The organism is uncultured Marinobacter sp., from assembly GCF_947488835.1.
GTDB lineage: Bacteria > Pseudomonadota > Gammaproteobacteria > Pseudomonadales > Oleiphilaceae > Marinobacter.
In genome coordinates this window covers 311,370-326,489 of sequence record NZ_CANLBK010000004.1, presented here as the reverse complement: position 1 = coordinate 326,489, position 15,120 = coordinate 311,370, and the positions used below count along the sequence as shown (strand labels likewise).

15 protein-coding genes are annotated in these 15,120 nt (G+C 57.3%); 7 read left to right on the top strand and 8 right to left on the bottom strand.

Annotated features, from left to right (window positions below):
• Positions 1–75 precede the first annotated feature (75 nt).
• Genes Q0824_RS15110 through Q0824_RS15085 form a run of 6 tightly spaced genes read left to right on the top strand, consistent with a single transcriptional unit; the run spans position 76 to position 7,140 of the window.
• A complete protein-coding gene (locus tag Q0824_RS15110; RefSeq protein ID WP_298452481.1) occupies positions 76–1,893 on the top strand; it encodes an IucA/IucC family protein in 1,818 nt (605 codons plus the stop codon).
• A complete protein-coding gene (locus tag Q0824_RS15105) occupies positions 1,880–3,706 on the top strand; it encodes an IucA/IucC family protein (protein ID WP_298452478.1) in 1,827 nt (608 codons plus the stop codon). The genes Q0824_RS15110 and Q0824_RS15105 overlap by 14 nt, the downstream gene beginning before the upstream one ends.
• A complete protein-coding gene (locus tag Q0824_RS15100) occupies positions 3,703–5,004 on the top strand; it encodes an AMP-binding protein (protein ID WP_298452476.1) in 1,302 nt (433 codons plus the stop codon). The genes Q0824_RS15105 and Q0824_RS15100 overlap by 4 nt, the downstream gene beginning before the upstream one ends.
• The gene (locus Q0824_RS15095) at positions 5,001–5,264 is read left to right on the top strand and encodes a phosphopantetheine-binding protein (protein WP_298452474.1); all 264 of its coding nucleotides are present in this window, start codon (positions 5,001–5,003) and stop codon (positions 5,262–5,264) included. Before Q0824_RS15100 ends, Q0824_RS15095 begins: the two co-directional genes overlap by 4 nt.
• Entirely contained in the window at positions 5,261–6,274 is a 1,014-nt protein-coding gene (locus tag Q0824_RS15090) for a DUF6005 family protein (RefSeq protein ID WP_298452472.1), read from the top strand. Before Q0824_RS15095 ends, Q0824_RS15090 begins: the two co-directional genes overlap by 4 nt.
• A complete protein-coding gene (locus Q0824_RS15085) occupies positions 6,274–7,140 on the top strand; it encodes a sugar phosphate isomerase/epimerase (RefSeq protein WP_298452470.1) in 867 nt (288 codons plus the stop codon). The genes Q0824_RS15090 and Q0824_RS15085 overlap by 1 nt, the downstream gene beginning before the upstream one ends.
• On the opposite strand, the gene Q0824_RS15080 is transcribed toward Q0824_RS15085, so the two are convergent.
• The 7 genes from Q0824_RS15080 to Q0824_RS15050 form a co-directional block, all read right to left on the bottom strand.
• Positions 7,116–7,406 (bottom strand): DUF2218 domain-containing protein, encoded by a 291-nt coding sequence (locus Q0824_RS15080; RefSeq protein ID WP_298452468.1) that lies wholly within the window; start codon positions 7,404–7,406, stop codon positions 7,116–7,118. The two genes, Q0824_RS15085 and Q0824_RS15080, sit on opposite strands and share 25 nt — an antisense overlap.
• Positions 7,407–7,422: 16 nt before the next feature.
• Entirely contained in the window at positions 7,423–8,208 is a 786-nt protein-coding gene (locus Q0824_RS15075) for an ABC transporter ATP-binding protein (RefSeq protein ID WP_298452466.1), read from the bottom strand.
• On the bottom strand, positions 8,205–9,299 hold the full coding sequence (locus tag Q0824_RS15070) for an iron ABC transporter permease (RefSeq protein WP_298452464.1): 1,095 nt from the start codon (positions 9,297–9,299) through the stop codon (positions 8,205–8,207). Before Q0824_RS15070 ends, Q0824_RS15075 begins: the two co-directional genes overlap by 4 nt.
• Complete coding sequence (locus Q0824_RS15065) at positions 9,296–10,444, bottom strand: ABC transporter substrate-binding protein (protein ID WP_298452462.1); 1,149 nt, start codon at positions 10,442–10,444, stop codon at positions 9,296–9,298. Before Q0824_RS15065 ends, Q0824_RS15070 begins: the two co-directional genes overlap by 4 nt.
• 8 nt (positions 10,445–10,452) lie before the next feature.
• Positions 10,453–12,426: a TonB-dependent receptor gene (locus Q0824_RS15060; protein ID WP_298452459.1), complete on the bottom strand. Its 1,974-nt coding sequence runs from the start codon at positions 12,424–12,426 to the stop codon at positions 10,453–10,455.
• 123 nt (positions 12,427–12,549) lie between these two features.
• Positions 12,550–13,254, bottom strand: coding sequence for a response regulator transcription factor (locus tag Q0824_RS15055; RefSeq protein WP_298452457.1), 705 nt, complete (start codon positions 13,252–13,254; stop codon positions 12,550–12,552).
• 70 nt (positions 13,255–13,324) lie between these two features.
• Positions 13,325–13,939 (bottom strand): DUF4202 domain-containing protein, encoded by a 615-nt coding sequence (locus tag Q0824_RS15050; protein ID WP_298452454.1) that lies wholly within the window; start codon positions 13,937–13,939, stop codon positions 13,325–13,327.
• 96 nt (positions 13,940–14,035) lie between these two features.
• Between Q0824_RS15050 and Q0824_RS15045 the strand changes: the two genes are divergently transcribed.
• Positions 14,036–14,470: a diguanylate cyclase gene (locus tag Q0824_RS15045; protein ID WP_298452452.1), complete on the top strand. Its 435-nt coding sequence runs from the start codon at positions 14,036–14,038 to the stop codon at positions 14,468–14,470.
• On the opposite strand, the gene Q0824_RS15040 is transcribed toward Q0824_RS15045, so the two are convergent.
• The gene (locus Q0824_RS15040) at positions 14,442–15,059 is read right to left on the bottom strand and encodes a glutathione S-transferase family protein (RefSeq protein ID WP_298452450.1); all 618 of its coding nucleotides are present in this window, start codon (positions 15,057–15,059) and stop codon (positions 14,442–14,444) included. The genes Q0824_RS15045 and Q0824_RS15040 overlap by 29 nt on opposite strands.
• Positions 15,060–15,120: the final 61 nt, after the last annotated feature.

Below are 15,120 nucleotides of genomic sequence, written 5' to 3'. Positions count from 1 at the left end.
AAAGATGTAAATAAGTTTCAATTGCGCATAATTCTCATTTAGATTTACTCTAAATTCTGACTTTGGAGTGTCGACATGGGACCGTCCGCCCGCGCGATTGCCGAACAAGCCAGCTTGCAGGCTTTTCTTCATGGCTATCTGCAAGAGATAGACCCCGGCCAGTGGCGGGAAAATACAGTTTCAACGCGCCCATCTGGTAAATGGACTTGCGAGCTGTCGCTTGAAACCCAGCGCTCCCGCCTCGCCATCGACATCCTTTACCATTCCAACCTGGGCCGCCACCGCTACGGCAAAGTGCACCAGTGGCTGAACGGTCGTTATTGCTGGGCCGAGATTGAGCCTTTTCAGGCCATGTGCTTGCTAGTACGGGAGCTCTACGCTCGTTCGGCGGGCATGGTGCCAGAGCTCCGCAAACTGCGGGAACTGGAGCTACTGCACCGGCTGACCGACAGCTACGGCGTGATGACCCGCTATATTGCCAAACGCCGGCACGACCCGCGCCTTTACCTGAACCGTTTTCTTGAGACCGAGCAATCCCTGCTGTTCGGCCACGCCAGCCATCCCACCCCAAAAAGCCGACAAGGCATGTCGGAATGGCAGCAAGACGCTTACGCCCCGGAATTGGCGGACCAGTTTCAGCTGCATTACTTCATGGCTCAAAAATCTTACGTGGTAGAAGATTCCGCAGCCGCTGTGCCAGCCAGCGCGATGGCTGAGATGCTGATTAACGGCGGCCACCCCACTCTGAACCTGCCCGACGACCACATTCTGATACCCGCCCACCCGCTGCAAGCCCAGTGGTTATTGCTACAGCCCGCTGTCCAAGCCGCCATTCAAGCTGGTGTAATTTTCCCTCTAGGGGCGCTGGGGCCGGAATTCTCTGCAACGTCTTCCGTGCGGACCTTGTACAGCGAGCAAACGGACTGGATGCTGAAGTTCTCCATTCCGGTCAAAGTGACCAACTCCTTGCGGGTTAACAAGGTTCCCGAACTTCGCGCTGGCGTAGTGATGGCACGGCTGCTGGCACAAACCGGTTTTGCCGAAAGCGAGCCTGGGTTCCGTATCCTGCAAGACCCAGCCTACTTAACGGTAGGCCTCCCCGGGCAGGCCGAAAGCGGGTTTGAAGTGATTTTCCGGGAAAACCCGTTCATTGAGGGGCAGAACCAGGATGTGATCAGCATTGCGGCCCTGACGCAAGACCCGCTACCGGGGCGCAATTCCCGATTGTTAAGCCTGATCGAAGGCCTGGCACTGAATGAAAACCGAAGCCTGGCGTCGGTCAGTCAGGACTGGTTCCAGCATTACTTCTCCTGCGCCATCGCACCCGCTCTTCGGCTCTATGACGAGCACGGTATCGCGCTGGAAGCCCACCAACAGAACAGCCTTCTTGACCTACGGGGCGGTTACCCGGACACCTATTATTACCGGGATAACCAAGGTTACTACCTGTCGGAAAGCCGTCGCGAATCACTGACCGCTCTTTGCCCGGATGTTAGCCAAACCCCGGAACTCTTCTATCGGGACGCGATGATTCGCGACCGCTTTTGCTACTACTTGATCGTGAATCAGCTGTTTTCGGTGATCGCACGCTTTGGTGTGGATGGGCTGATTTCTGAGGCGGCGCTGCTGCGGCAGTTGCGCGGTTTCCTGCAGTCAGAACTTTTGCGGCTTGATGGCCCGGCGCGCCCCTTGGTGGCCATGCTGCTCGAAGCCAGCTGCCTACCCTACAAAGGCAACCTGCTGACCCGCGTGCACGATGTTGATGAGCTGAATGCCAAATTGGAAATGGCCGTGTATACCAGCATTCCCAACCCGCTGTGCCGTCGCGCCCAAGCCGCATCTCCCAGCGAACATCGCAAGCGATCTGTTGAGGTGCACCATGGCGCTGCGTAACCCGGTTGCCGAGGCGGCCCTGACACCTGTGCGTTCGGAATCACCCAGGCAACGGGTGCTTCGGCAGTTGTTGGAAGCCTTGCTGTTTGAAGGCATTACTCCCTGCTGCAACACCGATTTCCGCAGCGAGGGCTGGCAGCGGCTGAACTTTCCGGTGGGCACTTTGCTGGCCCGCTGCCGAGGCCGGGTACGGGGGTTCAGTCGCGTTCGCCTCGACATCAAATCCCTGAGTTTCAGCCGTAAGCAACGTCCGGTGACGGTGGAATTGCCTGATCTTATTCAGGAGCTACCCGGCTCCCGTTCGCAACACCAGTTGCTACTAAAAGAACTGAACGCGACCATCGCCAACGAGGAGCAACTACGAACCAGCCATCAAACCCGCACGTTAAACGATCGGCGCACCCTGCACGGCGAAGCTCTGGACCGGGCCATTCACGAGGGGCACCCCTACCACCCTTGTTTCAAAAGCCGGCTGGGGTTCGGGGCGGACGATCTGATGCGCTACAGCCCGGAAACAAGCACCGGCTTTCGGTTACACTGGGTGGCCGTACCCCGCAAGCATCTGGTCAGCCAGCTACACACTTCAGACCTGACCTTCTGGCAGGCGGAACTGGGCGAGGAAATGGCCTTTTTGCTGCGCGCGTCCTTTCATCGAGCGGGCATTGACTGGCAAGACTATGGTGCGGTGCCGGTTCATCCCTGGCAATGGCAAAACCTCAGCTCGGGCGCCGGGGCCAAGCAGCTTGAGGCTTTTGACATCCGCGGTCTCGGGCCGCTGGGCGATCGTTATCTGCCAAGCCAATCCCTGCGCTCGCTGTTTAACCTGACTCATCTCGCCAAGGCTTGCATCAAGCTGCCGCTGGGCATACATAACACCTCATCCCGCCGGCATCTGGAGCCTCATTCGGTGCCATCGGCACCCGCCATCAGCCAATGGCTGGAAGCAATTGTTGAATCAGACCCCCGGCTGTCTCGGGATTATCCCCTGCGGCTTCTGCCAGAGTACGCCAGCCTGAGCTTCATCGCACAACCTGGCTCCCTTCCCGGGCAACATCCGCTTGAAGGAGAGCTGGCCGCCATCTGGCGCACCAGTCTGGACGCCCGGCTAAACGAGGGCGAACAAGCGGTGCCGGTGAATGCGCTGTTTCAATGGCAACCTGATGGTCAGCCGTTCATCCAGCCTTGGGTACAGCAGTACGGCCTTGAACCTTGGCTGAACGCCACACTATCGGCTCTGGTGCTGCCGGTCTGGCACATGCTGGCCGCCCACGGCGTTGGCCTGGAGGCCCACGCCCAAAACAGTCTGCTAGTGATGCGTGAAGGCTGGCCCAACGGGCTCTTGTTGCGGGATTTCCACGACAGTGTGGAGTACGCCCGGAGCTACCTCGCACCCACCACACCAGAGCCGGATCTAGGCGAACGCCAAGCCGGTTACGACCAAGCACCGGATGATCTGTATTACCGGATGACCGGCCCCGAAGCCCTGAGGGAGCTGGCTGTGGACACCCTGTTCATCTACAACCTCAGTGAATTGGCCCTGCTGCTCGAAGACGCCTACGGGTTTGCAGAAACCCGGTTCTGGGCGCAGGTGCGCAGGCTGCTGGACCAATACGCCCAACAACACCCGGAGCTTCAGCGCCGACTGGCGCAGCTTGGCTGGGACCAGCCGAGACTGAAAACCGAATCGTTATTAACCCGAAAGCTGCAGCCGAACACCGGCAACCTGAGCCATTGGGTACCCAACCCCTTGGCCATCACCCTGACCGGCTCCCCCACGCCTTTCACAGATCACCAGCAAGCGAGGCTATCGTGACCAACACTTTGTTTTACGTTGATAACACCCCATACAGCCAAGACGATTGTGACCGCATTGTGGCGCCACTGGTCGACTCGGGGCCATTCCAGAATCCGGCCAGCTGCCGCCTGGCAGTGTGCTTGCAAGACACCGCCCACTGGCTGGCCCTGTGCCTTTGGCTGAAACCACTGGGGGCCAGTGTGCTGCCCATTCATCCCGGCACGCCCCGACAAGCGGCAAAATCATTGGCAATCGACACCGGCTGCAGCCATTTTCTGTTCGGTGACAACCTGCGCGATGCCGCCCCGAAGGCTCTCGGCGCATCGGCTAATCCGAGCCAGAGCAACGGCGGCGAGTTGATTCAACTCAGCTCTGGTACTACCGGCAAACCCAAGACCATTACCCGCTCCTGGCGCGATATTGACCGAGAGCTTACCGCCTACGTTGACCACTTCACCGAAGCCCAGTCACTCACGCCCGTAGTGGCGTGCCCGGTCACCCATTCTTACGGTTTAATCTGTGGCGTGTTGGCGGCATTGGAACGGGGCGCCACACCCCATGTGGTGACCAACCTGAACCCCCGGTTCATTTTGTCCCGGCTGCGCTCAGTGCCGGAACATCTGCTTTATGCCTCCCCCACACTGGTCAGTTTGTTGATCCGGATATTGCCGCCAAGCGAGACGCTGCATACCGTAATGCTGTCCGGCGCGCCTTTGCCCGCCCCAGTATTAAATCAGCTTCGGGACCGCTGCCAACGGCTGTGCCAGCAATACGGTTGCTCAGAGGCCGGTTGTGCTGCGCTCACGGCGAACGTGACCGTGCCCGGCTTGCTGGGCACGCCCCTGCCCCATGTCTCACTGGATGCGGGCACCTCCGCAGAGCAGCCTGACGACGTGCTGATTACCATCAAGGGCAGTGGCCAACTGATTAATACCCGGGATCTGGGCTATTTCGATGCCCACGGCCAATTGCATTTTCTGGCGCGCACCGACGACACCATTAACGTGGCAGGCATCAACGTGTACCCCGGCGCGGTGGAAGACGTGTATTTGAACTATCCGGGCATACGCGAAGCAGTGGCGTACAAGCAAGCCGACAGCTTTGCTGGCGAACGGGTGTGCCTGCGTTTTGTGGCGGATTCCGAACTGGACATTGATCAGCTCAAACAATGGAGCCGTGAACACTTGTCGCCCCATCAGGTACCCGCCGTCATCGAGCAAGTGGAAACCATTCCGCGCTTGCCCAACGGCAAGGTCAGCCGCCGGCTGCTGAGCGAAGCACCCGCCAATACCCTTGCTGCGGAGGTGCCCGCATGAGCACCAACCGCCACGCTGCCATCGAGGCCGTTCTCCGGCAGCATTTGCCCAACGCGCGACTGTCTGCCTTCGCGGGCAGTGCCCGGCTAAACGCCGACTTGGCCATTGATTCCATCATGCTGCTGCAGCTAATCGTGCATCTTGAGCTGGAACACGGCCTCAACCTGCCGGAGGAAACCTTACTGACCCACCAACTGGAAACCGTGGATGACCTAGCCGGGCTGCTGGTTGCTAACGACCACAAGGAGCCGTCGCTGTGATCAAGGTGCACTGTTTTGTCAGTTGCGTGTGCGAAATCATCAAACGCACGCCCGGTGTAGACCACCGCCCGTTTTACTTCGGCGTTTGGGATGCCGATTTTTCGGTGAATGATGCCATGGAGCTGTCGTACCACTCGCCCCACACCCGCCATAACGAATTCCGAGATTGGTACAAGCTGTTGTACGGCATCAGCATTGAGCCTTGGTACAACCATGAGGCCGACAAAGAAACCAACATTCAAACGCTGGTGTCGCTGGTGGAAAACCGGCCCTCAGATCGGCAGGTGATGGTGATGCTCGATTTGTACCGGCTGCCCGAGCGGGAAAACAAGTTTCACCAGAATCCGTTTCCGCACTACGTGATGCTGGAAACCACCGACAACCCCGATGAATGGTTCATGTCTGACCCGGATTTCCGTTGGGAAGGGGTATTGCCAAAAACCCGAATTCTGGAATCAGTGCGTTCTCCGGCCGCCGCCGGTGGCTTCTATTTTGATGGTTTGAACATACGCCACACGCCAACAGAAACCGTTGCCGCTTACTTCGCGCAATGCATGAAGGCCAACCACAACCCGTTCACCGATGCTCTGCGGCGCATCCTTCACGCTCACACCGGGCCGGACGCCAGCCAGCCACTGGCAAACCTTCCCCATGCTTTCCGGGAAATTCCGGTGATGGCGATTCGCAAGTACGCCTATGAACACGCCTTCGCCTGGCTGCTCGAAGATCAGGGTAAGCAAGCGGAAGGCGCGCCCTGGTTTGAAGCGGTGTGTGAAGACATCGAACGCTTGGTGAAAACCTACACTCAGATCCAGTTCCGCGCCTTGAAGCTGGTGATGTCCGGCAATAACGACCTGCTGGCCAGCGTTGAGCAGTTGCTGGATGAACAAGACCAGCGGGAATTCGCCATCAAAGCCAGCCTGCTGGGGTTGTTCGATGACTGGCAGCGTTACCGCAACATCGGTGTGCCACGAACCGATACCGAACAAGCCCCTCTGGAGGTGCTGTGATGATTCGTTTTCACCTGTGTACCATTTCGTTCCGGCACCATCTGGTGTCGTTACCGGAGCTGGCCGACTGGGCCAAACGCAACGACTTCGACGGCATAGAACTCTGGGCCGTGCACGCGCGCCATCTGGACCGACAGCCCGCCTTGGATGGCCACTGGATAGAACGCCAAGGGTTGCGCATTCCCATGGTCAGCGATTACCTGCCGCTGGATGGCAGTGAGGCGGAAGCGCTTCGCAAAACCCGCGAGGCCTGTCGATTGGCAAAGCGTTGGCACGCAAACAAGGTGCGCACCTTTGCGGGACCATTGGGCAGCGACGAGGTTTCGCCCAGCCAGCGCCAAGCTATGACCCGGCGGTTAAAAACTCTGACCCGATGCGTGGCCGATGAAGGCTTGTCGCTGATGCTGGAAACTCACCCGGGCACATTGGCAGACACCGTGGGCTCTACCCTCGAACTGTTGAGCGACATTGACCACCCGGCCCTGGGAATTAATTTTGACGTGCTGCACGTTTGGGAATCCGGTGCGAACCCTTTGGTTGCCCTGAAGCAGCTGGAACCTTGGGTACACCATTGTCACTTCAAAAATATTCAACAACACAGCCAGCTTGGTGTGTTTGCTCCCGCCAACGTGTATTCACCGGCGGGTACCCGTGAGGGTATGGTGCCGGTCCTGGAGGGAGCGTGTGACTATCGGCCCATACTGGCGGAGCTGGGGGCTTGGCAATCGGAAGGCATCGCCATGGACGTGTCTCTGGAATGGTTCGGTGCAGACAGCTACCGGGTACTGAACAGCGATCTCCGCCAGCTACGCAAGGTGCTGGCGGAGCAATGCCCTCAGCCTCAAGCGGTCGCGGGGTTCCACTGAACCTCGGCCACCTCATCGCCGGCAAAACGGATGAGGTGGGACGCCACTACCTGCCCCAGCTCTTCTAATTCTTCTACCGTCGGGGATTGGCATTCAAGCGCCAGCGCCCCGTTTAGGGTGTTCAACCGACACTCTCCGATGGAGAAGGTGAGCAACCCGTTGGTTTCGCTCCACTCGGCTTCGATCTTGTGACTGAAATGTTTGCACAAGCGGTTAATCATACGGCTGGGATTTTCGGTGGATACGTGAGCACTCATAAACGGCATAACAATCTCCTTGGGTTCAGCGAACACTGGCGGGCAAGGGGCGGTCCGCCAGCACAATGGGTTGGCCCTGCGAGCAGCGTTCAATACGGGCTTCAATGCCGTAGGTACGTGCCAGCAAGTCTGGCGTTAACACCTGTTCCGGCGTGCCGAGTTCAGCCTGACCGCCGGGCGATATCACCAGCACCTGATCGCAATAACGCAACGCCAGGTTAAGGTCGTGGCACGCCACCAACGCCACCGAACGTTCTTGATTGGTGGCATCGCGCACGGCGTTCAGCACGTTCAATTGCCAGTGCAGATCCAGCGCACTGGTGGGTTCGTCCAGCAGCATCAAGGGTGTCTGGCGCACCAATACCTGCGCCAATCCCACCATTTGCCGCTGGCCTCCGGACATCTCTGACAGGCGCCGCAAGGCCAGTTGCCGAATACCCAGGGTGTCGAACACCTCTTCGATGGCCTGTTCGGTCTCTTCCCGGGACCAGTCGCCCCGGGCCGAGCGACAGGCACTGAACACGGTTTCGTAGGCCACCAGTGGAATGGCCTGCGGCAACGGCTGAGGCAGGTAGCCAACACGGCGGGTACGCTGATGGGATGTGAGCCCCGCCAGATTTTCCCCGGCGAAGGTCATGGTGCCGGAGATGGGCAGCAAACCCGCGATGGACTTCAGCAATGTCGACTTACCCACCGCATTCGGCCCGATCACGGCCACCAACGCACCCGCAGGTATTTCCGGCAGAGACAGATTGCTGAAAACGGCGCGGTTTCGATAGCCTGCGGTAACGGATTCCAGCTTGAGGGTCACAGTGCGACCCTCCGGCTACGGCCAATAATCAGCAGGATAAACAGCGGAATCCCTACCAGCGCGGTGACAATACCCACCGGCAACACCACACCCGGCACCAGCAATTTACTGGCAATGGATGACAGTGACAGCAACACCGCCCCGGCCAGCGCACTGCCTGGAAGCAAAAATCGATGATCTTCACCCAGCATCAGGCGAGCAATGTGGGGCGCCACCAGGCCAATAAACCCTATTTCCCCGACAAAACACATGGCTGCCGCAGTGAGCAGGCTGACGCGCATCAACACCGTCAGCCGCAGTCGCTCCACTCGAATGCCCAGGCTCCGCGCCTGTTCTTCGCCACTGCGCAGAAGCGTCATGGCCCAGGCGTTGCGCAGCGAAAACGGCAGGCATACCGCCAGCACCGCGGCGACGATCATGACTTTATCGAGACTCGCCCGAGCCAGGCTGCCCATGGTCCAGAACACGATTTGCTGCACCGATTCGGCATCTGCAACAAACTGGATCAACCCCACCACAGCGTTAATACCGAATAGCAAAGCAATGCCGAACAACACCACTGCGTGTACCGAAGCACCCAGAGAGCGCGACAGAATCAGTATCAACAGCGATGCCACAGCCGCAAACACAAATGCCGACAACGGCAACAAAATATGGGCCGCCAGCCCAAGAAAGGAAATATTAAAGGCAATCACCAGCGACGCACCAAGCGTAGCCGCCGCCCCCACACCCAGGGTAAAGGGGCTGGCAAGCGGGTTGTTCAACACCGTTTGCATCTCCGCCCCCGCGAGGCCTAAACAAGCCCCTACCACCACGGCCATCAAGGCATAAGGCAAACGAATATCCTCAATGATGACGCGGGTGCCGGCGTCGATGCTTTCAGGGTTCAACAAACCATGAACCACATCGGCCAAGCCCAGCATGGAGGGCCCACTGGCTATGTCCACCAGCAAGGCCACCACCGCCACCACTGCCAAAGCCACCAGACACACAACACGGCGCAAGACAAAACGCCGGTATTCACTTGCCAGTGTTGTGCGAGGGGCAGAGTCGCCCAATTTAGTCGTTTGCGCCGCAGACACTGAACTCATTCAGCTGGCTCCCGGGCGCGAACCCAGTAGATACCATCCAGTTCGATCGGCTGAAAGCGCTGGTAGAATTCCGCCAGTGTGGCCTCCGGGTCCAGTTCCGAAAAGGCTTCCGGGTGAAGCCAGCCGGCCAGTGCCTGCACCGCGATCACGTTCATGGGGGTATTGTAAAAGTGGTGCCAGATGGCCATGGCGCGGCCTTCTCGGATGGGCTCTACCGCTCGCAGTCCGGGTCGATCAGTGGCTTGTGCCAGTGAGGCGCGGGCTGTCGCCGTATCGATACCAGCGCCCAGCATCACGTAGCTGTAGTCGGATTCCGAGGTGGTGTATTTGCGGGAGCCGATAGCGGTCGCCACATAGTAGTCCGGCGGGTTGCTGATCAGGTATTCCAAGTTCAGCACCCCGCTGACACCGGGCACCTTACCTTCCGCCACGTTGCGCGCGCCGGCAGCCTTGAGGAAATGCCCCATCATGCCTTCCACCATGGTTTCGCAGCAGCTGTCGTGCAGCCCCAATCGACTGTGCAGAAACACCTTGGGCCAGTCGGTTTCGGGTATCTGGGCAACCACATCAGTCACCTTTGCCAGCGCCTGCCGGTAAAAACGGTTGAACGTTTGCGCCTGCTGTTGTCGCCCGAGCACCTCACCCAGAAGCGCCATGCTTTTGGGTGTATTCACCAAGGGGTTCTGGCGGAAGTCGATGAACACCACAACTACACCGGCTCGCTGCAGCTGATCAATCAACATCTTGTTCCGAGCCCCTGGGCCGTGCCCCTCCAGGCTGAAGATAGCCAGATCGGCACCCAGACCAAGCACGCTTTCCAGGCTGAAGCTGTCGGCCGAGGTGTGCCCCACCCGGGGCACATCCGCCAGTTCGGGGAAGGCTTTCAGGTACTGGGCGTAGCCGCCCGGATCGGTCATCTCGAAATCCGGCAGCATGCCGGCCAAGCGGTCGGGTAGCGCCTCTCCGTCCAGAATGGCAAGAGCAGGAATATAGCGGCTTTCGCCCAGCACAATCCGGTTCACCTCATTTGGCAACTCAACCGAACGGCCTGCCAAATCGGTAACCGTGCGGGCCGCCATAGAGAGATCAGCCCAAAAACAGAAAAGGCCGCCCACCAGGGCGGCTATGAATCGAGTGCGTAACATCAGCGACCTCAAAAACGCATGGCCAAACCAAGGCGAATATCCCGGCCGGGTGCGGGCATGCCCACAACACCTTCGTAGCCCGCAATGCTCTGATAATCCGCATTGCTGGCATGATCCAGATACTGCTTATCGCCAACATTCTTGACTGCCAGAGTCAGGCGCAGGTCTTCGTTGCCCGTTGGCAACCAGTTCACAAACAAGTCGTGCACGCCGTAACCCGGCTTGTCGATCGTGCCCACAGTGGTTTCCAGATCGTCGATTCCCTGCACGAACTGGCCCTGCCAGCCAAACTCCAAATTGTGGCTCCAGACGTAAGCCAGGTCGGTCACCCAGGTGTCACCGATGGTATTGCCCAGCAGGTTATGCTCGTAAACTGTCAAGGGTTGGCCATCAACTTCTGCGTCGTTGCTATGGAAACTCAAGCCGGCACTCAAGGCGTTCCACTGGTAACCGGTTGAAATTCGATAGCCGTCTGATTCCAGGTCGCCAATGTTCTGGTATATCGCGGGGCCAAATAGAGTATCTGCAATGGCGTCTTTCACTTCAGAGCGATACACCTCGGCGGACAAAGTGAAGTTCTCATACACGTAGTCAAAACCGACTTCCGTGTTTTTGGCTTTTTCGCCTTTCAGATCCGGATCGTTCTGCGCCCCTTCAAATTTGAACGCATCGTGTGGCATGGGCCCACGGAAGGCTTCGGCGTATCCTGCTTTCAGGGTCAGGCCTTCCAGTGCATGCCAGGCCAGGCTTGCGTTCGGACTGACAGCGTCTTCGCTGAAGGTCTGATCGTTGTTGTCACGCAGACTGTAATCGTCGTAGCGAGCACCGGTACTTAACAGGAGCTGCTGGGAGAGCCACACATCGGCTTGTAGATAAATACCGAGAACATCGCCGCTTTCTTCTTCCGCTCGCTTGTCAGCGGCATTACCGGCATTCACTTTGTCTTCCCGGTAATCGACACCGTAGGTCACACTGTGCTCACCCAGCCGACTGGTGTTACGCACGTCACCACCGATGCTGCGACTGAAGCCGAAATAGCGCCCCCAGCGATCTTCTACATTCTGTTCTACTTCTGATTCCGTTTGATACAAGGTGAACTCGGCGTCCAGCCAGGGATTACCTTCCGGCGCCACATCGTAATTAAGTGTGGTCGTATCCCTGCGGCCATCAAGGTCGTAGAGTTTATTGAAGCTGCTGACCACCCACTGGGGGCGCTGCGGGCGCTCACCCTCATCATTGCGTATTTCGTGGCTCAGGCGCAGTGTCTGGCCATTGGCGAAGTGCCCCACCAGTTTCGCCATACCAACTTGTTGGCGGGCATCGGTGCCGGGCACCTCGTCACCGTTACCGTCTTCATAACGCTCATGATCGCTCTGATTTACCGATACCAGCGTGCTCCACTGATCGCTAAGGCGTCCAAATATTGTGGTGCTGGCGCTGTAGCCTTTGGTGTTGGAGAAGGATCCCAGTTTGACCAAAGCACCGACATCTTCACCTTCACGCAGGAGATCTTCCGGGTCTTTGGTAATAAAACGGATTGCACCACCCAGAGCGCCGGCACCCGCCGTGGCTTTGCCCGCACCGGTATCCACCTCCACTCGTTTCAGCAGATCCGGGTCAACCGCGATTCGGCCGGTATGGTGAAACAGCACGCCTGCCTGAGTAGCACCATCCACGCTGACGTTCAGCAGTGGATCTTCCAAACCGCGAACGTAGACTTTCTGGGCGACGCCCACAGAGCTGCCTACACTCACTTCCGGCTCGCCAGCAAAGATATCTTCCAGGTCAGCAGAGAGAAAACGCTCAATACTTTTAGAGTCCACCACTGAGTCGGCGTCGGTCTCTGCCTCGCGATCGGCTGTTACCTGAATCGTATCCAGGGCAACGGGTTCAGCATACACAACAGGGCTGGCTACAAGTGCCAACCAAAGAGCACTGCGGCGAAAGTGTTTCGGTTGTGCAACTGTGTAAAAAACTGCCATAGCGACCAAACTCCATCATGATAATGATTCGTATTTGGCATGCATTCTCGATAACTTGTGTCGCTAAGGAAACCGGTTTTACATTTGTTACATCTGCTCTCGCTCTGTCACGTATCCATCGCTTTACAGAAAGCAGTAACCTTTGCCGTGTACGGTTTGCAGGCGGTCACTCGCCACCCCCGCCGCAACCAGCTTGCGGCGGATGCGGCTAAGATGCATGTCCAGGCTGCGGTCGTACCGATTGAACTCTTTTTCGAGCACCACTTGGTACAGGTAGGGCTTGCTCAGAGACTCTCGTTGATGCAGAACCAGAATCCAGAGCAAACGAAACTGAATGGGGGTCAGGCTCACCAGCCTCCCCTGGAAGCTTACCTGTAGTTTTTGCCGATCCAGTTGCAGCTCACCGATCAACAATGTTGATGGCTCAGCTCTTTGGTCGGTATCGCCTCGCGTTCGCCGAAGCAGCGCCTCAATTCTCAGAAACAATTCGGTAAAGCTGAAAGGCTTGGGCAAACAGTCGTCGGCGCCTTCCCTATAGCCCATAATGCGCTCATCCTCGGCATCGCACGCAGTCAGCATCATGATTGGGGTTTGACTGGTTTTACGAAGCCTTTTGAGCACTTCGAAACCCGTCATCTTTGGTAAAAGAACGTCAAGAAGGATTAAGTCGAACCGATGAGCCAGAGCGGCAACCAACGCCTGATCACCTTCATGGCTTTGTAGTACTCGATACCCGCGGGAGGACAGCTTGCTTGCCAACTGGTCCCTCAGGACCAGGTTACTTTCGGCAATCAGGATTTTTGGGTTGTTATTGGCAGGCACAGCCATTTAATGATACCGGATATCAAATGATAATGAGTATCATACGCACCGGATAAAGGTGCCTCAAGTGTCGTGTTTAATCACCTGTCTCAGGGGTCAATGCTTCCTGTAACAACGCCTGCAGATGGCTCGGCAGGTTCACCGCCAGTGCCAACGCTCGCTCATGGGCGCGTTGAGACATTTTGCCCCAGGTTCGTCGCACAATCCGGAGCCATTTTTCCCGATCATATTCCGCGTTATCCGCATAGAACTGGGCAAAATACTTCTCGAGAAACACCATGCAGGCGACGTCTTCCAGCAGTTGTGTGTCTGCGTCTTTACGCAACTCCCGCTTGGTCACAATCACCTCAACCCGCTCACATTCGCTCTCGGGGTAGCCACACTCAGCCATGATCTCAGCGGCCCTGCGCCCGTGCATGCGCCCACAGGCCTGACGCCATTCGTAGTAAGCTTTCCGGCCCTCCGGGTAATCACTGCGCGGCATTTTCCAGCGTTCGAGGTGCTGGGCACGGCAGGCTATCTGCATTCGTTCTGAAGGGTCTGGCTCCAGCTCATACAACCAGCGGGTCATATGCAAACTGTAGGCATATTCCCGTGGTATGGATTCGCCTGCTACAACTTCCTCGTTTGGGTCTGCGCGATTTGCATCATCAATCGCATCCAGAACACATTTAAGAGATGCCCTACTCATACTGTCTCCTTTTACGACATAATTACCCCTCGAGGGCTATTGCGTCGATCCTCGTATTATCTGATGATCTAAACTACTGGCAGCCGGATAAAGACCATGGTGAACATTTCAATCCCCAAAACACCGTATAGAAAGGTCCCGGCTCCATGGCGCACGGCCTATGAGCTCCCTTTCTTGTTCGACCCGATGGTTATGATGGTTATTGGATTCGTGCTCAGTGAAGCGCTGAGGCAACTCCGGAAAGACGAGTTTCTGGCCCGGCAACCGCTCAGGGAACAGGCAACCACCGACCAACTGACCGGACTACTGAATCGACGGACCATGCTCCAGCTGCTGCAGCAGGAGCACGCCAGAGCACGGCGCTACGGCGCCACATATAGCCTTATCCTTGGCGATCTGGACCGGCTCAAAGTAGTAAACGATTGCTACGGCCATAACATTGGCGACATCGTGCTTCAGGAAGCTGCGCCCAGCTTGGACCCGACTGTAACCGCAGACGATATCAAGCCTGCGCAGACGGACGAGCCTTGATGCGGTCATACCATGCCTGAAGGTGCGTGTGTTCCGGCAGGATGCGGATATTCACCACACGGGCGAAGGCTACCGTAGTGAACGCGTTGATATCAGCAGCGGTTAACCGGTCGCAGCAGAGGTATTCCTTGTCCGCGAGGTGGTTGTTCAGAAATGCCATGAATTTTCCAACACTCTTCCCGCAGTCCTCACCCCATTCCTTGATCGGGTTCATTCTGTCTTTGAAATAGCCACTGGTGTGTTGGAAGCACATGCCTGTAGGCATAAAGAAGTAAAACTCAACCCACCTTACCCACTGCTCTATGAGCGCCTTCTCGAGAGCTGTGTCCCCCAGAAGCGTTGGGGTCTCAGGGTAACTTTCTTCAAAATAACGGCAAATGGCCATGGTTTCGGCAATACAGGTGCCATCATCCAATTCCATCACCGGCACTTTCTTCATGGGGTTGCGTGCGGCATATTCTGGCGTTCGGTTTTCACCCTTCAGCAAATCAATCTCGATGAATTCGGCTTTCTCAAGCAGCCCCTTCTCTGCCATAAACATACGCACGCGGCGGGGATTCGGGGCGGTTTTTGTTTCGAAAATCTGCATTATTATCAGCTCCGTTCCATAAAAATCAGTATGGGTCATGGTTACAAGCAATCGAGAGATT